This window comes from Citrobacter sp. RHBSTW-01044, assembly GCF_013781945.1.
Lineage (GTDB): Bacteria > Pseudomonadota > Gammaproteobacteria > Enterobacterales > Enterobacteriaceae > Citrobacter > Citrobacter braakii.
Window position 1 is genome coordinate 3,627,706 of record NZ_CP056180.1, and the last position, 21,699, is coordinate 3,649,404.

The 21,699-nt window shown below is 53.4% G+C and carries 18 protein-coding genes and 1 other annotated feature; of the genes, 7 read left to right on the plus strand and 11 right to left on the minus strand.

Features of this window, described 5'->3' with window-relative positions:
• Window positions 1-20: 20 nt before the first annotated feature.
• Both HV352_RS17635 and ybaK read left to right on the plus strand, forming a co-directional pair.
• Window positions 21-815: a TraB/GumN family protein gene (locus HV352_RS17635; RefSeq protein ID WP_047358021.1), complete on the plus strand. Its 795-nt coding sequence runs from the start codon at window positions 21-23 to the stop codon at window positions 813-815.
• Window positions 816-1,015: 200 nt separating this feature from the next.
• Window positions 1,016-1,495 (plus strand): Cys-tRNA(Pro)/Cys-tRNA(Cys) deacylase YbaK, encoded by a 480-nt coding sequence (gene ybaK / locus HV352_RS17640; RefSeq protein WP_049042602.1) that lies wholly within the window; start codon window positions 1,016-1,018, stop codon window positions 1,493-1,495.
• 181 nt (window positions 1,496-1,676) lie between these two features.
• Here ybaK and ushA read toward each other — a convergent pair whose 3' ends face one another.
• A complete protein-coding gene (gene ushA / locus HV352_RS17645; RefSeq protein WP_016155880.1) occupies window positions 1,677-3,329 on the minus strand; it encodes a bifunctional UDP-sugar hydrolase/5'-nucleotidase UshA in 1,653 nt (550 codons plus the stop codon).
• A 297-nt stretch (window positions 3,330-3,626) separates the two neighbouring features.
• Between ushA and fsr the strand changes: the two genes are divergently transcribed.
• A complete protein-coding gene (gene fsr, locus HV352_RS17650) occupies window positions 3,627-4,847 on the plus strand; it encodes a fosmidomycin MFS transporter (protein WP_016155879.1) in 1,221 nt (406 codons plus the stop codon).
• Between the two features lie 224 nt (window positions 4,848-5,071).
• A complete protein-coding gene (gene ybaL, locus HV352_RS17655) occupies window positions 5,072-6,751 on the plus strand; it encodes a YbaL family putative K(+) efflux transporter (protein ID WP_016152087.1) in 1,680 nt (559 codons plus the stop codon).
• Window positions 6,752-6,796: 45 nt separating this feature from the next.
• Here ybaL and gsk read toward each other — a convergent pair whose 3' ends face one another.
• On the minus strand, window positions 6,797-8,101 hold the full coding sequence (gene gsk, locus HV352_RS17660; RefSeq protein WP_016152086.1) for an inosine/guanosine kinase: 1,305 nt from the start codon (window positions 8,099-8,101) through the stop codon (window positions 6,797-6,799).
• A 152-nt stretch (window positions 8,102-8,253) separates the two neighbouring features.
• Here gsk and aes point away from each other — a divergent pair, with 152 nt between their 5' ends.
• Entirely contained in the window at window positions 8,254-9,213 is a 960-nt protein-coding gene (aes, locus tag HV352_RS17665) for an acetyl esterase (RefSeq protein WP_016155878.1), read from the plus strand.
• On the opposite strand, the gene hemH is transcribed toward aes, so the two are convergent.
• The 8 genes from hemH to HV352_RS17705 form a co-directional block, all read right to left on the minus strand.
• Window positions 9,210-10,172 carry a ferrochelatase gene (hemH, locus tag HV352_RS17670; protein ID WP_016152084.1) on the minus strand — a complete coding sequence of 321 codons (963 nt, stop codon included), beginning with the start codon at window positions 10,170-10,172 and terminating at the stop codon, window positions 9,210-9,212. The genes aes and hemH overlap by 4 nt on opposite strands.
• Before the next feature lie 180 nt (window positions 10,173-10,352).
• Complete coding sequence (gene adk, locus HV352_RS17675) at window positions 10,353-10,997, minus strand: adenylate kinase (RefSeq protein WP_003021773.1); 645 nt, start codon at window positions 10,995-10,997, stop codon at window positions 10,353-10,355.
• A gap of 232 nt (window positions 10,998-11,229) precedes the next feature.
• A complete protein-coding gene (gene htpG, locus HV352_RS17680) occupies window positions 11,230-13,104 on the minus strand; it encodes a molecular chaperone HtpG (RefSeq protein ID WP_016152083.1) in 1,875 nt (624 codons plus the stop codon).
• Between the two features lie 110 nt (window positions 13,105-13,214).
• Window positions 13,215-13,820 carry a recombination mediator RecR gene (gene recR / locus HV352_RS17685; protein WP_016152082.1) on the minus strand — a complete coding sequence of 202 codons (606 nt, stop codon included), beginning with the start codon at window positions 13,818-13,820 and terminating at the stop codon, window positions 13,215-13,217.
• Window positions 13,820-14,149: a YbaB/EbfC family nucleoid-associated protein gene (locus HV352_RS17690; protein WP_003021764.1), complete on the minus strand. Its 330-nt coding sequence runs from the start codon at window positions 14,147-14,149 to the stop codon at window positions 13,820-13,822. Before HV352_RS17690 ends, recR begins: the two co-directional genes overlap by 1 nt.
• 58 nt (window positions 14,150-14,207) lie before the next feature.
• The gene (dnaX, locus tag HV352_RS17695; protein WP_019076181.1) at window positions 14,208-16,136 is read right to left on the minus strand and encodes a DNA polymerase III subunit gamma/tau; all 1,929 of its coding nucleotides are present in this window, start codon (window positions 16,134-16,136) and stop codon (window positions 14,208-14,210) included.
• Window positions 14,811-14,875, minus strand: a sequence feature (DnaX frameshifting element). (Overlaps the previous gene by 65 nt.)
• 118 nt (window positions 16,137-16,254) lie before the next feature.
• On the minus strand, window positions 16,255-16,806 hold the full coding sequence (gene apt / locus HV352_RS17700) for an adenine phosphoribosyltransferase (protein ID WP_006685676.1): 552 nt from the start codon (window positions 16,804-16,806) through the stop codon (window positions 16,255-16,257).
• Between the two features lie 193 nt (window positions 16,807-16,999).
• Window positions 17,000-17,377 carry a DUF454 family protein gene (locus tag HV352_RS17705; protein WP_103284448.1) on the minus strand — a complete coding sequence of 126 codons (378 nt, stop codon included), beginning with the start codon at window positions 17,375-17,377 and terminating at the stop codon, window positions 17,000-17,002.
• 69 nt (window positions 17,378-17,446) lie between these two features.
• On the opposite strand from HV352_RS17705, the gene priC reads away from it, so the two are divergent.
• Both priC and rsmS read left to right on the plus strand, forming a co-directional pair.
• Entirely contained in the window at window positions 17,447-17,974 is a 528-nt protein-coding gene (gene priC / locus HV352_RS17710) for a primosomal replication protein N'' (protein WP_103283557.1), read from the plus strand.
• 14 nt (window positions 17,975-17,988) lie between these two features.
• Window positions 17,989-18,150, plus strand: a complete 162-nt coding sequence (gene rsmS, locus HV352_RS17715; protein WP_016155875.1) for a pleiotropic regulatory protein RsmS — start codon at window positions 17,989-17,991, stop codon at window positions 18,148-18,150.
• A gap of 74 nt (window positions 18,151-18,224) precedes the next feature.
• On the opposite strand, the gene mscK is transcribed toward rsmS, so the two are convergent.
• Window positions 18,225-21,590, minus strand: a complete 3,366-nt coding sequence (gene mscK / locus HV352_RS17720) for a mechanosensitive channel MscK (protein ID WP_016152076.1) — start codon at window positions 21,588-21,590, stop codon at window positions 18,225-18,227.
• Window positions 21,591-21,699: the final 109 nt, after the last annotated feature.

Sequence of the window (21,699 nt, forward strand, 5' to 3'; positions counted from 1 at the left end):
AGTCTACTTAGGGAGGCCGTATGGATCTGTTGTACCGGGTAAAATCATTTTTCACCGCGCTACGCGGCAACCACTATACCTGGCCTGCCATCGACATCTCCTTGCCCGGTAACCGCCATTTTCACCTGATTGGCAGTATTCACATGGGCAGCCGCGATATGGCGCCTCTGCCTGCCAAATTACTCAAAAAGCTCCAGCGTGCCGATGCGCTCATTGTCGAAGCCGATGTTTCCGGCGACGACGCGCCGTTTGCCAACCTTCCGACCTTTGCCGCACTGGAAGAGCGCATCAGCCCAGAGTTGCTAGATAATCTGCACAAAGTCACCGACGAGCTGGGTATTTCCCCTTCCCTGCTGTCTACCCAGCCGCTGTGGCAAATCGCCATGGTCTTGCAGGCAACGCAGGCGCAGCAGTTGGGGTTACGGGCGGAATACGGCATTGATTACCAACTACTGAATGCGGCAAAACAGGTGCATAAACCCATAATCGAGCTGGAAGGCGCATCCAGCCAAATCGAGCTGTTATGTCAGTTACCCGATAACGGACTGGCTCTGCTGGACGATACCCTGACGCACTGGCATACCAATGCCAGACTGCTACAACAGATGATGGGCTGGTGGCTTAAAACGCCGCCACGCAATAGCGAACTCACTCTACCCAATACTTTTAGCCAGTCGCTGTATGACGTTTTGATGCATCAGCGTAATGCGGCCTGGCGCGATCGACTCAGGGCGATGCCTGCCGGTCACTATGTTGTAGCCGTTGGCGCGCTGCATTTGTATGGAGAAGGAAATTTGCCGGAGATGTTACGGTAAAAAAATGGCCAATATTGCTATTGGCCCGTCAAAGAGGAATTTCATCATTATTATGATCCCGACGCTTAAAGCATCGGTGTAGTTCGATTGTCGCTCAAAGTCATCATCCTGCCAACACTATTGCGCAAGATGGTACTATTTTTTAGACAGACATCAGGCGTATGCTTGTGTCGTATTTTGTCTGGGCCAGGAAAATTGCTATGACACCCGCCGTTAAATTACTCGAAAAAAACAAAATTTCTTTCCAGATCCACACCTACGATCACGATCCGTCCGAGACGAACTTTGGTGACGAAGTGGTACGCAAGTTAGGTCTGAATGCGGACCAGGTCTACAAAACGCTACTGGTTGCCGTGAATGGCGATATGAAGCACCTGGCGGTTGCCGTTACGCCGGTAGCCGGTCAACTGGATCTCAAAAAAGTCGCCAGGGCGTTGGGAGCCAAAAAGGTCGATATGGCCGATCCGATGATCGCGCAGCGAACCACCGGGTATCTGATTGGCGGCATCAGCCCGCTGGGACAGAAAAAAAGATTGCCGACGCTCATCGACGCTCCCGCCCAGACGTTTGACACCATTTATGTGTCCGGCGGCAAACGCGGGCTGGATATTGAACTGGCAGCGGGCGATTTGGCGAAAATTCTGGATGCGAAATTCGCCGATATCGCACGCCGTGATTAATTGTCTTTTGCCCGGTGATACGGCGATTGAGCCTACTGCGATTACAGGGCGTGATTGGTGAAGACAGTTTGGACTCGGCCAGCGCGCAAGAACCGGAGCATAGAGGTAATAAGTAGAATTATTGGGCCGCCATGAAGGGCGGCCCGTAGGAGCGGATAAAATGATGCCCCAAATTGCCCTGTTACTGCCAGCTTACCTCACCCTTCGGCTCATACGCACCAGCATCGAGCGGTGAGTTCTTCTGCACGTACTCTTTCAGCACCTCCGCATCAATAAACCCGGTATTCACATAGCCAGGCTTGTTATCAATTCGCGGATAGCCATCGCCGCCGGTGGCATTGAAGCTCAGCGTTGCCATGCGATAGGTTTTGGCTGGATCAACGGGTTCGCCTTTAATTTTCAAATCGTTAAGCTTGCCGTCTTTCGCCACGAAGCTGACGTTGGCAAACTGCGGATAAGCCCCGGAATCCGGCTTCATTTGTGCCACGGCGGTCAGATAGTCAATCACCTCTTTCCCGCTCATGTCGGCGTACACCACGATGTTACCGAACGGCTGCACTTTCAGCACGCTCTTATAGGTGATATCACCGCCTTCGATGGAGTCACGGATACCGCCGCCGCTCATCACGCCAAAATCAGCGCTGGTTCGCGCCATTTGCGCAGCCAGCAGTAAATGCCCCATGTTGGTCTGTACGAAACGGACTTTGCTACGGTCGCCTTCGAGGCGCGCATTGACGCTACCAATTTTCACATCGAGCTGCGCTTTACCTTTATTCTGGAACGGCGTCAGCAGAGAAAGCATTTGCTGATTTTCTGCAATTTCCGGGGTGTAGAGTACGCGCTCACTTTTACCGTTGTCCCAGGTCACTTTTTTCTTAAGGTTGACGGGGATGAGCTGGTAGTTAACCATTTTCATTTCGCCATTGCGGAACTCAAAGTCCGCCCGCCCCACGTATTTCCCCCACTCATGCGCCTGCACAATCCAGATCCCGTTTTGCTTGTCTGGCGCACACGGCGTACCCGGTACGTAATCAACCTGCTTCTTGTTTTCCGCGGCCATACATACCGGATCCTGCGAGTGACCACCCACAATCATTGCCAGCGATCCCGCCGGCAGGCTGCGCGCCATTTCTACGTCGCCAGGCGCGTTCGAGCCGTGATTGCCATTGTCATAATGTCCCATATGGGTGGTCGCAATAATGATGTCCGGCTTTTCCCCCATGTTCAGTTCCTGGATAACCAGTTTGGCTTCATCAGCAGGTTTACGGAACTCAATATCGGTAAAGAACTCTGGGTTGCCAATTTTCGCCGTATCGTCAGTGGTTAAACCGAGTACGGCAATTTTTAAATCCTGGCGCTTAAAGATGGCCCACGGCTTAAACAAACGCTCGCCGGTGCTTTTCTGATAGATATTGGCCGAGAGAAACGGGAATTTGGACCATTTTTCCTGCTGGCGCAATACGCTAAGCGGATTATCAAACTCGTGGTTTCCGACCGCCATAGCATCATAGCCAATCAGGTTCATTCCGCGAAAATCAGGTTCCGCATCCTGCAGATCAGACTCCGGTACGCCGGTATTAATGTCGCCACCGGAAAGCAGCAGTACACTGCCTCCTTCCTCAGCCACCTCTTTACGAATACCGTCCACCAGCGTTTTTTGTGCCGCCAGCCCGTATTCACCGTATTCGCTGCGCCAGAAGTGACCGTGATGATCGTTGGTATGCAGAATGGTAATTTTGTAGGTTTTATCTTTTTCGTACGCCTGTGCAGGTTGACCTGCCAGCGCAAATGCGGCTAATAACGCCAGCGCCACGCCCCGTTTTAAAAACTTCATATTTCACTCCCTGACTCAATATCAACCGCCATACCCGTTATCCTTCAAATTACATGTGCGTTGGCTGCGCTCACTTCCCCCTGTCGCTTATGCAGTAAGCTCCTGGGACTCTCGCGTTTGCCGCCTACCTGTAAGTCGAATTAGTTCGGGCATAAAATTACAGCTACTGAAAATAATAGCCGAAAATGTTTTCAGAAATGAGACTTCCTTCAAACACCTTCCGCAGGTATGTTAGTCAGGTAATAATAACAAATTAGATTACCCTCATAATCGCAACCCAAACAGAAGTGACTTTCTATGGCAATAAGTGAACCAACCCAGCCAGTGGCTGGCGCGTCAGCGTCGGTTGCTAAAGCACGCACCTCATTTGGCATTTTAGGGGCAATCAGCCTCTCCCATCTGCTAAACGATATGATCCAGTCGCTGATCCTGGCGATTTATCCGCTATTGCAGTCAGAGTTCTCGCTGACGTTTATGCAGATAGGGATGATTACCCTGACCTTCCAGCTTGCTTCCTCACTGCTGCAACCGGTTGTGGGTTACTGGACGGATAAATACCCGATGCCGTGGTCGCTGCCCATTGGGATGTGCTTCACGCTGAGTGGGCTTGTTTTGCTGGCCATGGCCGGCAGTTTCCATATGGTCCTGCTCGCCGCGGCGCTGGTTGGTACCGGCTCTTCGGTATTTCACCCGGAATCATCCCGCGTGGCGCGAATGGCCTCCGGCGGTCGTCACGGTCTTGCCCAGTCAATTTTCCAGGTTGGCGGCAACTTTGGTAGCTCTCTGGGACCGTTACTGGCGGCTGTCATCATCGCGCCATATGGTAAGGGTAATGTGGCCTGGTTTGTGCTGGCTGCGTTATTAGCGATTGTCGTTCTGGCGCAAATCAGCCGTTGGTATGCCGCGCAGCACCGGATGAGTAAAGGAAAACCGAAAGTCGCCATCGTGAATCCGTTACCACGGAATAAAGTGGTGTTGGCGGTAAGCATCCTGTTGGTGCTGATTTTCTCCAAATACTTCTATATGGCGAGCATCAGCAGCTATTACACCTTTTATCTGATGCAAAAATTCGGATTATCGGTACAAAATGCCCAGTTTCACCTGTTTGCCTTCCTGTTTGCCGTCGCAGCCGGGACGGTGATTGGTGGACCATTGGGCGATAAAATTGGCAGAAAATATGTTATTTGGGGCTCTATCCTCGGTGTAGCACCCTTTACCCTCTTTTTACCCTACGCAACGCTGGAATGGACCGGGATTTTAACCGTGATCATTGGTTTTATCCTCGCATCGGCGTTTTCTGCCATTCTGGTCTACGCGCAGGAGCTGCTTCCTGGCCGTATCGGCATGGTTTCTGGGCTATTTTTCGGTTTTGCCTTCGGCATGGGCGGCTTGGGAGCCGCGGTGTTAGGGCTGATTGCCGACCATACCAGCATCGATTTGGTCTACAAAATATGTGCTTTCCTGCCACTACTGGGGATACTGACCATATTCTTACCTGATAACCGACATAAAGCGTGATTTCCTGACGGCCAAAAGTAAATTTTGGCCGTCAGACTTACAGTAGCCATCAGCCTTTGCCTCTCACATACCGCTGTACTTTTCCGATCCGTGCTTTTTTACGTCTAAAATCCTATTTTCATCAAAATTCAATAATTATTCACAAACAAAAACATCAAAATTGTCATAAACTATTACTCGTCGTTTGAGTTTTCAGGATTATCACAGCAACCAAAGGAGACGGAATGCATCACGCCACCCCGCTTATCACCACCATTGTCGGCGGCCTTGTGCTCGCTTTTATATTAGGCATGATTGCCAATAAACTACGTATTTCTCCTCTGGTGGGATATCTGTTAGCGGGCGTTCTGGCCGGTCCATTTACACCTGGTTTTGTTGCTGATACCAAGTTAGCGCCTGAACTGGCCGAGCTTGGCGTAATCCTGCTGATGTTCGGCGTGGGGCTGCACTTTTCGCTGAAGGATTTGATGGCGGTAAAGTCTATCGCCATTCCCGGCGCGATTGCCCAGATAGCGGTGGCAACGCTGTTGGGCATGGCGCTTTCAGCGGTGATGGGCTGGTCGCTGATGGTTGGGATCGTGTTTGGTCTGTGTCTTTCAACCGCCAGTACCGTGGTGCTATTGCGTGCGCTTGAAGAAAGGCAGCTCATTGACAGTCAGCGCGGGCAAATCGCCATTGGCTGGCTGATTGTCGAAGACCTGATGATGGTACTGACGCTGGTTCTCCTGCCAGCCGTCGCTGGAATGCTGGAAAAAGAAGATGTCGGCTTTGCCTCGCTGGCCGTAGATATGGGCATTACCATCGGTAAGGTGGTGGCGTTTATCGCAATTATGATGCTGGTTGGTCGTCGCCTGGTGCCGTGGATTATGGCCCGTAGCGCCGCAACCGGCTCACGCGAACTGTTTACCCTGTCAGTCCTCGCCCTCGCATTAGGTATCGCATTTGGCGCAGTGGAGCTGTTCGATGTCTCCTTTGCACTGGGGGCATTCTTCGCCGGCATGGTGCTGAACGAATCTGAACTGAGTCACCGTGCGGCGCATGACACCCTGCCGCTGCGCGATGCGTTCGCCGTACTGTTCTTTGTTTCCGTCGGGATGCTCTTTGATCCCATGATTCTGATTCAGCAACCGCTGGCGGTGCTGGGCACGCTGGCGATTATCATCTTTGGTAAATCCCTTGCCGCCTATTTCCTGGTGCGCCTGTTTGGTCACTCCCAACGCACAGCGCTCACCATTGCCACCAGCCTGGCGCAGATTGGTGAATTTGCCTTTATCCTGGCGGGTCTGGGCATGGCGTTAAACCTGCTGCCGCAGGCCGGACAGAATCTGGTGCTGGCGGGGGCGATCCTGTCCATCATGCTTAACCCGGTGCTGTTCGCGGTGTTAGAAAAATATCTCGCCAAAACAGAAACGCTGGAAGAACAGACGCTGGAAGAGGCTATTGAAGAAGAGAAGCAAATTCCGGTGGATATCTGCAATCACGCCCTGCTGGTTGGCTTTGGGCGCGTCGGTAGCCTGCTGGGCGAGAAATTGATGGCTGCGGGGATCCCGCTGGTAGTTATCGAAACCTCACGCACCCGAGTGGATGAACTGCGCGAGCGCGGGATCCGCGCGGTGCTGGGAAATGCCGCCAACGAAGAAATTATGAATCTGGCGCATCTGGATTGCGCACGCTGGCTGCTGCTGACTATTCCCAATGGCTATGAAGCGGGTGAAATTGTCGCTTCAGCACGCGAGAAGTGCCCGTCGATTGAAATTATCGCCCGCGCGCATTATGACGACGAGGTGGAATACATTACCGAACGCGGCGCCAATCAGGTCGTCATGGGTGAGCGTGAAATCGCCCGTACCATGCTGGAGCTGATTGAAACGCCGCCTGCTGGTGAGGTGGTCGTTACAGGCTGATGTCGTTGCCGGATGACGCTATCGCTTATCCGGCATGTGCATGATTTAACGATCCCAGTACGACTCTTCGAGGCTATCTTCGCGTTCCGGCAAACCGCGCGTCAGGCGCGGGGAATGCTGGTTCAGTACCTGATAACTCACGCGATTCGCATATTTACACACCTGGGCTAACGACGAATAGGTCAGCCAGGTGAACTTGTGCTTGCTGGAGTTAGGCACGTTGCTGCGGTGATAGCTGTTAGCGGTAATATCATGCAGCAATGCCGCCAGCGCGCCGTCGCCAGCGCCGTTGGTATTCATGATCTTCTCTGGGCCGCCCATATACGGCGCGATGTGCGAATACACACGCAGCGGATTGGTACAATCTTTATGGCGCATGGCGCGGCTAAACTCGTACTGGTTGAATTCGGCAATGGCCCCAGGCAGCAGCGGATGCTGGGTTTTACGTTTGACTTCTTCTTCCGTAAAGCCCGCCATATAAAGACCCGCCGGACCCGCTGTGCACAGCACCAGATCCACCCAATCCAGCGCCTTGTCGGACGCCAGCAGCGGATCGTTTTCGCCGGTCAGCGCTTCGGCCTCTTCTTCATTCATCGCCAGAATTGAGACATGCTCTTTCAGGAATGCCTGCCACCACTGCGGATTATCGGCAATGACAAATTTGGTGCCCAGCGTCAGTACCACCGGTACATTGTGTTTTTTAGCAAATTCGATCGCCTTCATGGTCGCTTCCGGCATTGGCTCGCCCGGCTCGCAGCGCACCAGATAGGACGTCAGCACAAGCGCGGACGCTCCGGCAATCACCGATTCAGGGATGCTATCCGCCCGTAGCTTGTTCATATGCCCTGGGCTGATTGCAAAGGTACGCTCACCGGACTCGCCAATCAGCGTAAAGCAGCGACCAATCGGTCCATCTACGCCCTGCAGGTAGTTCAGATCGGTACGACTGGAGGTATTGCATAAATAGCGGTACGCATAGCTGCCAATCTCGATATTGCTGCACATCACACCCAGCAGCACCGAGCGGTCATCCGCCAGCACGGAGTAGTTGTGCATTGTATTACCGATAGTACCGCCCGCAAACTGATGGGTGATCAAATTTTCACGCACCAGTTCCTGGTAGAGCGCTTCAGCGACATCATCTGCAATCACCAGAGAGTGCCCGGCGCTTAATCCATAACGTTTTACAAAGTTATCATCAACTTTGGCTTCAATATCCACCAGCGTCTGGTCAATACCCACCACCCAGGCTGCGCTGGTTTCATTTTCTGGCTGAATTTGTTGCAGCAACGGATCGCGCGCGCTGACGGGAAAATAGTGTTTGGATTTACGTTTACCGGGAAATTTCATGGTCGATTTTACGGGTGGTTAGCTGAGCGATGCATGGTAGCACATTCCCCGCTGCGCATGCGATGCGGCGCTGAGTTTCAATATCGGACGGTGAGATCGCAGTTTATCCGGGATGAATTTCTACAATAACTCACCTTCACAAGGAGCGCTTTATGAAGCCGGAAAACAAGATCCCCGTACTCGACAACATTTCGGATGAAATGAAAAGTGTGGTGAATTTTCATCGCGAAGATTTGCCGCCGTGGCCCGCTGCCGATGACTTTGTGGCCCAGCGTAAACACTACATTCATGAACGGCAGTTGTGGAATGCCGATGCCCCACAGATGAATACCCGAGAATGCGTTATTTCCACCGCATGCGGCCCCGTTGCCACACGAATTTACGCTCCGCTGCCCCATAGCCAGGCGACGCTATATTACCTGCACGGCGGCGGTTTTATTCTCGGTAATCTGGATACCCACGATCGCATTATGCGTTTACTGGCGCGCTATACGCAGTGCACGATAATTGGCATCGACTATTCGCTTTCGCCAGAGGCCCGCTACCCGCAAGCCATCGAAGAGATTGTCGCCGTCTGTCAGTACTTTTATCAGCACGCTGGCGATTATTCCCTTAATGTGAATCATATTGGTTTTGCGGGCGATTCCGCCGGGGCCATGCTGGCGCTTGCCAGCGCGTTGTGGTTGCGGGATAAACACATTGCCTGCGGCAAGGTGGCTGGCGTGCTGTTGTGGTATGGGCTTTACGGCCTGCAGGATTCACTGAGCCGACGGCTAATGGGCGGAGCCTGGGATGGTTTAACTCGCGAGGATCTGCAGATGTACGAAAACGCGTACCTGCGTAGCGCCGACGATCGTGAATCACCGTACTATTGCCTGTTTAATAACGACCTGACGCGCGACGTGCCGCCGTGTTTTATCGCCGGTGCGGAGTTTGATCCGCTGATTGACGACAGCCGCTTATTGTTCCAGACGCTACAGGCGCATCAGCAGCCCTGCCAGTACAAAATGTACCCCGGCACGTTGCACGCCTTCCTGCACTATTCGCGGATGATGAAAACCGCCGACGATGCGTTGCGGGAGGGCGCGCGTTACTTCAGAGCGCAGCTTTAACGGTAGGCTGCGGTCAGTTTAACCATCATTTCGATATGTTCCGGTGTGGCATTCAGCGCCGGAATATACTCATATTGCTTACCGCCTGCCTCGAGGAAAATCTCCCGGTTTTGCACCGCTATCTCTTCCAGCGTTTCGAGACAATCAGCCGCGAAGCCCGGACACATGACCTGGATATGTCGGGTCCCTTTCTCCGCCAGCATTTTTAACGTTTCATCGGTATATGGCGTCAACCACGGTTCACGGCCAAAACGAGACTGGAAGGTCATCATCACTTTTTCCGGCGGCAAGCCAAGCGCAGAAACCAGCTCACGAGTCGTATCACGACAGCGCTGCGGGTAGTCATCGCCTTCATCGGCGTAGCGCTGCGGAATGCCGTGATAGGAAAGCAGCAGCAAATCGGGTTCACCATGTTGAGCAAATGAATCACGGGCGCTCTTGGCCAGCGCATCAATGTAGCTGCTGTCATCGGCGTAATCACGAATAAATGAGATGCCAGGAATACTGCGTTTACGCGCTAAGATTCGCGCCAGTTCATCCCAGACTGCCGCCACGGTAGAACAGGAATATTGCGGGTACAGCGGTAACACCACCATGTGTTCAACTCCGCTTGCCAGCAGTTCATCGACCGCGCTTTCAAGCGACGGTGAACCGTAGCTCATCCCCAGCGCGACAGGCGTATTTGGCAGACGTTGTGCCAGCGCCTGCTGTTGCGCCTTGCTGTAGACCATCAGCGGGGAACCGTCTTCCATCCAGATTGACTGGTACAGCTTTGCCACGCGTGGCGCACGTAGCGGCAAAATCACACCACGCAGCAGCGGCCACCACAGCGCAGGTGACGTATCGACTACGCGTTGATCGCTTAAAAACTGGCGCAGGTAGCGCTTAACGGCTTCGGGGGTTGGGGCATCGGGAGTGCCGAGGTTTGCCAGCAGGATACCGGTTTTCGTCTGACGCATTACCGCCTCTTATCGATTCAAATTGTTGATAATTGTAGCGGAAAAGCGATAAAGAAGAACTAATTGCTGTGAAAGGTAAGACGAGAATTTGCCTGATGGCGCTGTGCTTATCAGGCCTACATAAAATCGTAGGCCGGATAAGGTGTTTACACCGCCATCCGGCATTGACTGCGCTAAAACTTAACCGAGGATTTTTTCCAGCGCTGCGCGAACGTCAGCCACAGCCTGGGTGCCGTCAACTTTCGCGTATTTGGTGTTACCCGCCTGCGCTTCTTTAGAGTAGTAGCCGATCAGCGGAGCGGTCATCTGATGGTATTCCACCAGGCGCTTACGTACGGTCTCTTCCTGATCGTCTTTACGGGTGGTCAGCTCTTCGCCGGTCACGTCGTCTTTGCCTTCAACCTTAGGCGGGTTGAATTTGATGTGGTAAACGCGGCCAGAAGCAGCGTGTACGCGACGACCCACGATACGGTCAACGATCAGCTCGTCCGGAACGTCGAATTCAAGAACGTAGTCCACGTTGATACCTGCTTCTTTCATGGCATCAGCCTGCGGAATAGTACGCGGGAAGCCATCAAGCAGGAAACCATTACGGCAGTCTTCCTGAGCAATACGCTCTTTTACCAGCGCGATCACCAGCTCATCAGTCACCAGCTTACCGGCGTCCATGATGTCTTTCGCTTGTTTGCCCAGCTCGGAGCCAGATTTCACGGCAGCACGCAGCATATCACCGGTGGAGATTTGCGGAATACCATACTTCTCCATGATGAACTGAGCCTGAGTTCCTTTACCCGCGCCCGGAGCGCCAAGCAGAATGATACGCATTACGAAAATCCCCTTAAAGGTTGTCGATATTTTTTAAAAAGCGCTAAACGATACCACCATCACGCAATTGGCTCAAGGAAGACGCCCGACGCTGAAACGGTTAACGATGGGAAAATTAAAAATGAGGAGAGAAAATGCCGGATCGCGGTGTAAACACCGTATCCGGCCAGGGATCGACGAGATGGTGTAAGCCGGACACGCGTTAGCATCATCCGGCATTACCTTACGGCTATCAGGACACCAGCAACTGGTTCATACGACGAATGAACTGGTTCGGATCTTCCAGCGTGCCGCGTTCAGCAAACAGCGCCTGATCCAGCAGCAGTTCAACCCATTCTTTGAACTGCGCTTCGTCCTGGGTATCCGCCGTGCGTTTGACCAGCACGTGATCCGGGTTGAGTTCAAAGATATATTTCACTTCCGGTACGGCCTGGCCGGCAGCAGCGAACAGTTTCGCCATCTGGGTGCTCATTTCGTCCGCATCGGTGGTAACGATGGCCGGCGTGTCGGTCAGACGGTGAGTCAGACGCACTTCTTTTACGCGATCGCCCAGCAGGGTTTTCACGCGCTCAACGAACGGCGTCAGCGCTTTTTCCGCTTCTTTTGCCGATTCGTCAACGTCATCCGCCAGCTTGTCGATGGACTCGTCAGCTTTGGCTACGGACTGGAATGCCTTACCGTCGAACTCGGTCAGGTAGTTCATCATCCACTCATCGATACGGTCAGAAAGCAGCAGCACTTCGATGCCTTTCTTACGCAACAGTTCCAGGTGCGGGCTGCTCTTCGCCGCCGCATAGCTGTCTGCGGTGATGTAGTAGATTTTCTCCTGCCCTTCTTTCATACGCGACACGTAGTCTTCCAGCGACACGGTTTGTGCGGAGGAATCAGTGTGCGTGGACGCGAAGCGCATCAGCTTAGCGATCGTTTCCTGGTTAGCGTTGTCTTCCGCCGGACCTTCTTTCAGTACCAGGCCGAACTGTTTCCAGAAGGTCTGGTATTTTTCCGCGTCGTCTTTCGCCAGTTTTTCCAGCATCTGCAGTACGCGTTTGGTCAGCGCGCTACGCAGGTTACGGGTGACGGTGCTGTCCTGCAGGATCTCACGAGAAACGTTCAGCGGCAGATCGTTAGAATCTATCAGGCCACGCACAAAGCGCAGGTAATTCGGCATAAACTGCTCGGCGTCGTCCATAATGAACACGCGCTGAACGTACAGTTTCAGACCATGCTTGTGATCGCGGTTCCACATATCCCACGGAGCCTGAGACGGGATGTACAGCAGGCTGGTGTACTCCTGCTTACCTTCCACACGGTTATGACTCCAGGTCAGCGGATCAGTGAAGTCGTGCGCGATATGTTTGTAGAATTCGTTGTACTCGTCGTCTTTGATTTCCGACTTGTTACGGGTCCACAGCGCCTGCGCCTTGTTGATCTTTTCCCAGGAAACCACGGTCTCGCCGTCTTTCTCTTCGGATTTTTCGATCTCTACCGGCAGCGCGATATGGTCGGAATATTTGCTGATGATGGAACGTACGCGCCAGTCATCAAGGAACTCGTCTTCGCCTTCGCGCAGATGCAGCGTGATTTCGGTGCCGCGATCGTCTTTGGTGATGTCGGCAACGGTGTACTCACCTTCACCCGCAGATTCCCAGAACACACCATTTTCCGGTTTATCGCCCGCTGCGCGGGTACGCACGGTGACTTTATCCGCCACGATGAACGCAGAGTAGAAGCCAACCCCGAACTGGCCGATCAACTGGCTGTCTTTCGCCTGATCGGATCCCATGGATTCAAGGAAAGATTTAGTACCGGATTTCGCAATGGTCCCCAGATGATCGATAACGTCATCACGGTTCATCCCCACGCCGTTATCGGCAATGGTCAACGTACGCTTATCTTTATCGAAGGAAACACGCACACGCAGCTCACCGTCACCTTCATACAGGTCCGGGTTAGACAGTGCGCGAAAACGCAGCTTGTCTGCCGCATCCGAGGCGTTAGAGATAAGCTCACGCAGGAAGATTTCTTTATTGGAATACAGAGAATGGATCATCAGGTGCAGAAGCTGTTTTACTTCTGACTGAAAACCACGAGTTTCTTGTCCTTTCATGTAGGTCTACCTCAACAATGCCATTTTCAATGGTAAAAACAGGTTGAGGGTGAAATGGGGACAAGCGGGAAGGATTTCAAGCGGAAGCCGCCGTCGCGGCCTCCGTTTGTTCAGAATTTAATCTTGTGTCGTCCTGCCAGAGAGTGCGACAGCGTGGTGCCATCGACCATTTCCAGCTCGCCACCAACCGGAACGCCATGGGCGATACGGCTGGCTTCAACGTCATATTGCATGCAAAGCTCAGCAATATAGTTGGCGGTCGCCTCTCCTTCGACCGTGGGATTGGTCGCCAGGATCAGTTCGCTGATTTGCTCAGATGCCAGCCGCTGCTCGAGACGATCCAGCCCGATATCATCAGGACCAATACCGTCCAGCGGCGACAGGTGTCCCATCAGCACGAAGTAACGTCCAGAAAATTGCCCGGTTTGCTCAATGGCGTAGATGTCCGCCGGACTCTCCACCACGCAAATCTGACCGTTTTCCTGGCGACGCGGGTTCGAGCAGATGTTGCAGACGTCTTGTTCTGTGAATGTGCGGCAATCGGCACAGTGGCCGATTTCCGACATCGCCTTCGTTAACGCCTGCGCCAGACGCATCCCGCCGCTGCGATCGCGCTGAAGCAGCGTGAACGCCATGCGCTGCGCAGACTTCGGGCCAACGCCCGGCAGACAGCGCAGAGCTTCCATAAGCTGAGTTAACAGCGGGCTGGTTTGCATCAGAACGGCATCTTAAAGCCAGGCGGCAGCTGCATTCCGGAGGAAACAGAGGCCATCTTCTCTTTCTGCGTCTCTTCAATACGGCGCGCGGCGTCGTTGAATGCCGCAGCAACCAAGTCTTCCAGCATCTCTTTGTCGTCTTCCAGCAGGCTTGGATCGATCTCCACACGACGGCAGTTATGCGCGCCGTTGATGGTTACTTTTACCAGACCCGCGCCAGATTCGCCGGTCACTTCCAGCTTGGCGACTTCTTCCTGCATCTGCTGCATTTTTTCTTGCATCTGCTGGGCCTGTTTCATCAGGTTACCCAGACCGCCTTTACCAAACATAGGCTTCTCTCTCAATCACGTTAAGGGATGACGACCGTCAAACCGTAATGGCTGACGATCAAATGGGGCGAATACTCTCTTCGTCCAGGTCCGCATCGAAAAAACGACGCAGCGTCTGAATGTTATTATCCGCAATAATCGACTCACGCGCCTGCGCGAGTTTCTCTTCATAAATGGCCTGACGCCACTCCAGCGGCGTGCGCACCGCTGGATTATCATCTTCAACGATGGTCAATTCAACCGTTGACCCTGTTAAGGAACTCAATGCTTCGGCCAGTTTTTGCTGCGCGCCGCTGGAGTTAAGGTGTCGCTGCGTGGAACGCAGGTGCAGGCAAACCACGTTGCCATTCTCTTCTTTCCAGGCATTAAGCGCCACCTGCTCCACCAGTTTAGGCAGCGAGAGCTGGCTTACCTGTGCGGCCCACGGGTCGCGTTCGATGGCCTCAGCCGCCAGCTTTGCCGCCAGTTCTGGCGTTTTTTCATGCTCAAGCGCTTTTTTCAGCGCTTTCGGCGTAGCGACGACTTCTTTGACTTCTGCAACAGGATTGGTCGCTTTCCAGCGATACGCTTCTTTCTTCGCTGGCGCTTTTTCCAGCGCAGAGACCGCTGGACGCGCCTGAACACGTTCCGACACCGAAGCCAGTCTTTCCAGCGCAGCATTATTCACCGGCCGCGCGCGGGAAGCGGCTGCCGGTTCACTCTTTTTTGGTTTGGTTGCTCCCTGAGCGCGTTGCAGCTGGCTGCGTGCCGCCAGCACCTGGCTGGTAGCATCGGAGAGCGGTACATTCTGTTGCTGTTGCGCTGCCGCAGGCTGCTGCGGCACCTGCGTCGGGTTCATCACCGCAGTGGGGGCGACCGGGGCAAAAGACTGTCGCGGGGCTTCAGGTTCCGGGAGCGGCATGCGCGGATGAAAAGCCAGCGCACGTAGCAGCGTCATTTCAACGCCCATTCGCCTGTCCGGCGCATACGGCAGTTCTTTGCGCCCGATTAACAGGGTCTGGTAGTAAAGCTGCACATCGGTTGGCGGGACGATTCGCGCCAGTTCGCGCATACGCTGTTCAATGGCGGCCATATCGCTGCCGAGCGCGGCAGGTGAAAGCTGAACCATGGCAATACGATGCAGCAGAGCCGACATCTCAACCAGTAGCGCTTCCCATTCAATACCGCGCGCGGCGGCATCGTTCACCAGCGTCATAACGCGTTCGCCGTCCGCAGCCACAACCGCTTCAACCAGCGAAAGCGCCTGGTCGTCGTCCAGCGTACCAAGCATGGTGCTGACCGCGTCGGTCGAGACCTGACCATCGCCGCTGGCGATCGCTTGATCGGTCAGGCTCAGCGCATCGCGCAGGCTGCCGTCCGCGGCGCGAGCCAGCAGTTGCAACGCACGTGGCTCATGGGCGATATGCTCTTCTTTGAGGATATGCTCAAGCTGATGGCGAATCTGTTCGACATCCAACGCTTTAAGATGGAATTGCAGACAGCGCGACAGGATAGTCACCGGCAGCTTCTGCGGATCGGTGGTCGCCAGCAGGAACTTAACGTGTGCGGGCGGCTCTTCGAGCGTTTTCAGCAAGGCGTTAAAACTGTGGCGCGACAGCATGTGCACTTCGTCAATCAAATAGACCTTAAAGCGACCGCGCGCTGGCGCGTACTGGACGTTATCCAGCAGGTCACGGGTGTCTTCGACTTTGGTGCGTGAGGCGGCGTCGATTTCAATCAGATCGACAAAGCGCCCCTGCTCGATTTCACGGCAGTTATCACACACGCCGCACGGCGTAGCGGTGATGCCGGTTTCACAGTTTAATCCCTTCGCCAGCAAACGGGCGATTGACGTTTTCCCGACGCCACGGGTGCCGGAAAACAAATAAGCATGATGAATACGCCCTAACGACAAGCCGTTCGCCAGTGCCGTCAGCACATGTTCCTGGCCGACGACGTCAGCAAAGGTTTGTGGGCGCCATTTTCGGGCTAAGACCTGATAACTCATTGGCAGGCTCTGAAAGGCTGGAGGGTGGATTCACAGGGAGATAATGCTAACACAACCTCGCAGCGACGGCGAGGTTGTGTGTCTCGGTATTAATCTGCCGAGATAAGATAGCCCGAAATTAGTGGCCCGGGAATGGAACCAGGCTATAACAGGTCAGTCCCTGCTTTTCCAGACGCTGCTCGCCACCCAGATCAAACAGGTTAATGATAAATGCAGCATCGGTCACTTCGCCACCCAGACGGCGGATCAGTTTCACGGTCGCTTCAATCGTGCCGCCGGTTGCCAACAGGTCGTCCACAACCAGGACTTTATCACCAGGTTTGATGGCATCAACGTGGATTTCCAGTTGATCGGTGCCGTATTCCAGCTCATAGCTCTCAGCAATAACTTCACGCGGAAGCTTACGGGGTTTACGTACCGGAACAAAACCAACGCCCAGACCCAACGCTACCGGCGCGCCAAACAGGAAGCCACGCGCTTCGGTACCAACCACTTTAGTGATACCCGCATTTTTGTAGCGTTCAACCAGCAATTCAATACTGAGGGCGTAGGCTTTCGGGTCTTCCAGTAAACTGGTGACATCACGAAAAAGAATGCCCGGTTTTGGGTAATCGTGGATGCTTTTGATGCTATTTTTGAGAAACTCAAGCTGCTGTGCAGTCGCGGTCATAAGTTTGTGCCTGATTAATACAGTATTACTTCACGGCGCACTATACACTTCATCCTCGACGTATCTTGAATGATTTTGTGTCTGTATAAGAGCCAAGGTTATATTTGCTTAACCTTTGACCACCTGCGCCTGTGCTCGAAAACGGTCGAATTTACTGGCTGTGAGAGACAATTGCAACAGCGTTTATTGCGCTTTACTGCTTTTGTTGTTTTTCATCAATCACCGGGATCCGCCACATAAAAATCAGTAAACAGGCGAGAATAACCAGCAGCAGGCCGCGTACCCACATCATATTGACCAGCCACAGTGAAATACTAAACGTTACCAGGATCAACAAAATAGCGCGCGGCTTTGCTCCCGGCGGCATCGCGCGGTGTTTTTGCCAGTGGCGCAGATACCCGCCGAACCACGAACGGTACAGCAACCAGTCGTGAAAACGCGGCGACGAGCGAGCAAAACACCAGGCGGCCAGCAAGATAAACGGCGTTGTCGGCAACAGAGGCAATACAACGCCCAGCGTTCCTGACACTACCGCTATCCAGCCTATGATGATTAGAATAATGCGTTGCATAATATGAATACTTAACACAGAGAATCGCTACTTTATCATAACAGTTCTCATTTTCATCGGAGTGTTGTCGTGAAAACCGTCATGCTGCTTCAGACGCTCGAAAACCAGCTTAACCGCTTGCGGCAGCGTTGTGCCCCACTGGCACACCATGCCACGCTTAGCGCCCGCTTTGACAGGCATCTGTTTCACACCCGCAGCACGTTGCTACAGGCCTGTCTGGATGAAGCTGATGATAATCTCACTGCTCTACGTCGCGCAGTTGAACAGCAACAACTACCACAAATTACCTGGCTTACGGAACACCTTGCCTCACAGTTAGAGGCGATTTCACGTGAAACCGCCAGTTGGTCGCTCCGGGAGTGGGACTGCGCCTCTCCTGGTCTGGCGCGCTGGCAGCGTAAGCGAGTTCAACACCAGGAGTTTGAGCGCCGCCTGGTTGAAATGACGCGTGAACGTAAAGAACGCCTGGCACAGGTTACAGGCTTTGAAGAACAGCAAAAACTGCATCGCGAAGTAGAGGCATTCGAAGCACGACTGGCACGCTGTCGTCATGCACTGGCAAGAATAGATAACATGCTGGCGCGTTTAACCCGCTAATCCCCGGAGAATTTATGTCATTAGAGAACGCCCCAGATGAAGTCAAACTGGCCGTCGATTTGATTGTCCTGCTTGAAGAGAATCAGATGGAGCCTGAAACAGTTCTGAAAGCACTGGAGATTGTGAAGCAGGATTACGAGAAGAAACTACTCTCTTTATCTAAAAAAGAGCTGTAACTGAAAACCTGATGGCTTTGCACTTATCAGGCCTACGAATGAATCGAAGCTCGCAGGCCTGATGATTATTTCTGTTAACCTACCGAAGGCGTCGGATCGTCACCTTTAATGATGTCACGTTTAACCTCGGTCACGGTGTCACCTTTCGCGTTATGCAGATGAACTTCGAGCTGGTTAAAGGCGATATCAATGTCATTTTCACGGCACAAACGATCGACCGCCCGGTTAAGTTCATCAACCGTGTGGCTACGATCGCGCAATTCACGCACGTATAAACGCAGCTCATGATCCAGCGTGCTGGCGCCGAAGGCAGTAAAGAACACTGCAGGCTCCGGATCGTGCATCACTTTCGGGTGTTCTGTCGCCGCCTGCAACAGCACCTTCTTCACTTTGTCCAGATCCGAACCATAGGCCACGCCAATGCGGATCACCAGACGCGTGGTGGTATCGGAGAGCGACCAGTTGATCAAACGCTCCGTCACGAATGCTTTGTTCGGGATGATCACCTCTTTACGATCGAAGTCAGTAATGGTGGTGGCACGGATACGGATCTTGCTGACCGTTCCGGAGAACGTACCGATGGTCACGGTATCGCCGATGCGTACCGGGCGTTCAAACAGAATAATCAGACCGGAAACAAAGTTACCGAAAATTTCCTGCAAGCCGAAACCAAGACCAACCGAGAGAGCAGCGGCCAGCCACTGTAGCTTATCCCACGAAACGCCGAGCGATCCGAAGACCGTCATCGCACCGATGGCGATGATGGCGTAATTCAGGATCGTGGTGATCGCATAAGAAGCCCCCTGGCGCATCTTCAGTCGCGAGAGCACCAGCACTTCCAGCAGGCCGGGTAAGTTGCGGATCAGCGCCCACGCGACCATTGACGCAATAATCGCAAACAACAGGCTGCCCATGGTGACGTCTTTCACCACTGCCGCACCCGCTTCGGTGCCGTTGTAATGCCAGAGCGTTATGCTGTCGAGATAGCTGAACACGGTTATCAAATCAGACCAAATGGCCCAGAACAGAACACCAAACAGGGCAACCATCACCAGCATGGTTATACGCAGCGTTTGCTGGTTAACCTGTTCCAGCGCAATAGTCGGTTCTTCCTGCGGCTCTGCGCCTTCGGCCCCTTCTTTCACCAGGTTCTGACGACGCGCTAACGCACGACGCCAGGCGATACGGCGAGCCGCTACGCTCAACCCTCGCAGTACCGTCTGGTACAGCAGATTCCAGAGGATAACCAGATAGACCGTTTCAATCCAGCGGCCCGCCAGGCGCAGCGTGGTGTAGAAATACCCTGTCGCCGTCAGCACCATTAATGCAATCGGAATAATAGACAGCACGGTAATAGTGACCAGACGCAGACCATGCGACTCTTTGTCACGCCAGCTTTCGCGGCACATTGGCCATACCAGGAAGGCGATCAGCAGCAGGTTGAGGAAAATGACCACCTGGCCAAGCACATCGTCCATCAAATTAAGCGGCGACAGCTCAGCAATGACCGACCAGAAGTTAAGCGGCAACAGCGCAAGGCTAATACGCACAATCTGGCGACGCCAGTGGCTGGTCTGCTTCGCTGGCATGCCAAAATGACGTATCGCCACGCCATCTTTTTCCAGCACCTTCCAGCACAGACCAAACACCAGCCAGAAGATGGTCATCTTCTTACTGAACGCCCACAGCAGGTCGCTAATATTCAGTTGCATAGTCAGCAGAATCAGACCCACCGCGAGGATAATCAGACACGCCGGCAAGGCTCTGATGAGATCGATCAGAATCGCTTTTGGCGTATTAAGCTGACTGTCATTGCGCAGGTTCCCCACCGCGGCGGCTAATTTTGCCTGATAATCCTTCAGCCACTTCAAACGCCAGCGGATTAACCCGGCGATAAGCAGCAGCGGCAGCCCCGCCAGGAACGCAATAAATACGGCGGGCCAGGCTTTTTCCCAGTTCACCGTGATTTTCATCGACTTAAACTGGTCTTTTAGGGTTTGCGGGAAGGCTTTGATCCAGTCCCAGTCCATCGGACGGTTACTGTTAACCCAGAAGATTTGTTGCGTGAGGATCTCTTTCAGGTTTTTCGACACGCTCATTAACTGCTGCTGGTTGATTTGCAGATTAATCGCCATCATCAACTGGTTGCCCAGCTGCTTATTTAGCTGATCCAACAGTTCACGACGCATATCCACAACCTGCAGCAGGGCATCATGGACTTCAGGGTTAACGTCGTTGCTGTGCCCTTCTTCCAGTTTGGCGACAAACGCATCATTCTGGAACAACGTATCGCGCTGCTGGTTAACTTCGAACTGCTCCAGACGCAAATCGGCGATCCGGTTGGTCATATCGGCAAGCTCATCCGCCGACGGCAGCGTTTGTTGTTGCTGATATAAAATGCGCGACAGCAGCAGACTGCCTTTCAGAACGGCGATCTGCTCTTTAATGTTGCGTTCGGATTGCAGCGCGCGGTCAAGCCAGTTTTTGACCTTGATATTTTGCTGCATCAGGCTGTTGCCGTTTTCAGTCGCGGCAATCAGGCGCTGGCTGAGCTGATGGTTAACATCAAGTTCCTGCTTCACTAACGGATTGGACTGAATACGCTCGGCTTCGTCCGGCGTTACCGCTTCCTGTGCCGTCTTTTCGGTTAACGTCAGTCGTTTGCTGTTCACCGCCTCTTGCAGGAGCTGGAGCTGGTGTTCAAGGCGGTTACTGTGCGCCGTCACATAATCGCGTTGTTTTTGCAGGGTATCCTGCAAAACGGTATTCCCTTCGAGGCTCTTACGCTGCTGGTCGATCTGCGCGTTCAGCAACGCTTGCTGCGCCTGCAGCAGCACCTGCTGGCTGGGGCGTAAAGCCGCCTCTCCCACAGTGGTGCCATCGAGTCGATTGCGGATTTGCTGCATCTGTTGCGACGCGGTGTACATCGCATTTTGTACGCGCTCTGGCTGTGTCTGCAGCGATACCAGTTGGCTGTTGTAAGCGGCCAGATCGTTTTGCGAGCTTTGCAGGTCATCCAGGACCTGCGACACGCGCGACTCAAGCTGTCGTAAGGAGAGCGTACTCAGCGTTTTTCGCGTTTCATCGTCATTATCGACATCGCTAAGCGAATTTAGCGCATCCGTCGCCTGACGCATTTTCTCCGGCGCCTGGGCAACTTTTTGCCGAAGCTGTACGGTTTCATCCTTCACACGATCGATTTTATCCAGCGTGGCAATGGTATCGATGAGATCCTGTTGAACCAGCTTATCCTGTGCGGAGAGATCTTTTTGTTTATTCAGCGTGTCTAACTGGCTCTGAATATCCGCTTTCGTCGGCAGTTCACCACTCTGTTGCGCCCGCGCAAATGCAGATGACTGGCAGGATAGCAATAGAATGAAGAAAAGAATGGTAATAGCAATAAGATGCTGTGAACGTTTATAGAGCTGCAACATAGTCATGAGAATGAAGGTTTCTGAACCGGAAAAGTGACCGAAAATAGTCAAGCGGCAAGAATATCACGGCTGTGACCGGCAGAATAGCAGGAGGCAAAATGACCAGGAGAATTCC

Excerpts from the sequence above, each read along its gene's own strand:
- HV352_RS17705 (WP_103284448.1), bottom strand. The coding sequence starts at position 17,377 with ATGCAACGCATTATTCTAATCATCATAGGCTGGATAGCGGTAGTGTCA.
- ybaK (WP_049042602.1), top strand. The coding sequence starts at position 1,016 with ATGACACCCGCCGTTAAATTACTCGAAAAAAACAAAATTTCTTTCCAG.
- fsr (WP_016155879.1), top strand. The coding sequence starts at position 3,627 with ATGGCAATAAGTGAACCAACCCAGCCAGTGGCTGGCGCGTCAGCGTCG.
- ushA (WP_016155880.1), bottom strand. The coding sequence starts at position 3,329 with ATGAAGTTTTTAAAACGGGGCGTGGCGCTGGCGTTATTAGCCGCATTT.
- gsk (WP_016152086.1), bottom strand. The coding sequence starts at position 8,101 with ATGAAATTTCCCGGTAAACGTAAATCCAAACACTATTTTCCCGTCAGC.
- adk (WP_003021773.1), bottom strand. The coding sequence starts at position 10,997 with ATGCGTATCATTCTGCTTGGCGCTCCGGGCGCGGGTAAAGGAACTCAG.
- apt (WP_006685676.1), bottom strand. The coding sequence starts at position 16,806 with ATGACCGCGACTGCACAGCAGCTTGAGTTTCTCAAAAATAGCATCAAA.
- HV352_RS17690 (WP_003021764.1), bottom strand. The coding sequence starts at position 14,149 with ATGTTTGGTAAAGGCGGTCTGGGTAACCTGATGAAACAGGCCCAGCAG.
- hemH (WP_016152084.1), bottom strand. The coding sequence starts at position 10,172 with ATGCGTCAGACGAAAACCGGTATCCTGCTGGCAAACCTCGGCACTCCC.
- rsmS (WP_016155875.1), top strand. The coding sequence starts at position 17,989 with ATGTCATTAGAGAACGCCCCAGATGAAGTCAAACTGGCCGTCGATTTG.
- mscK (WP_016152076.1), bottom strand. The coding sequence starts at position 21,590 with ATGACTATGTTGCAGCTCTATAAACGTTCACAGCATCTTATTGCTATT.
- htpG (WP_016152083.1), bottom strand. The coding sequence starts at position 13,104 with ATGAAAGGACAAGAAACTCGTGGTTTTCAGTCAGAAGTAAAACAGCTT.
- HV352_RS17635 (WP_047358021.1), top strand. The coding sequence starts at position 21 with ATGGATCTGTTGTACCGGGTAAAATCATTTTTCACCGCGCTACGCGGC.
- aes (WP_016155878.1), top strand. The coding sequence starts at position 8,254 with ATGAAGCCGGAAAACAAGATCCCCGTACTCGACAACATTTCGGATGAA.
- recR (WP_016152082.1), bottom strand. The coding sequence starts at position 13,820 with ATGCAAACCAGCCCGCTGTTAACTCAGCTTATGGAAGCTCTGCGCTGT.
- dnaX (WP_019076181.1), bottom strand. The coding sequence starts at position 16,136 with ATGAGTTATCAGGTCTTAGCCCGAAAATGGCGCCCACAAACCTTTGCT.
- ybaL (WP_016152087.1), top strand. The coding sequence starts at position 5,072 with ATGCATCACGCCACCCCGCTTATCACCACCATTGTCGGCGGCCTTGTG.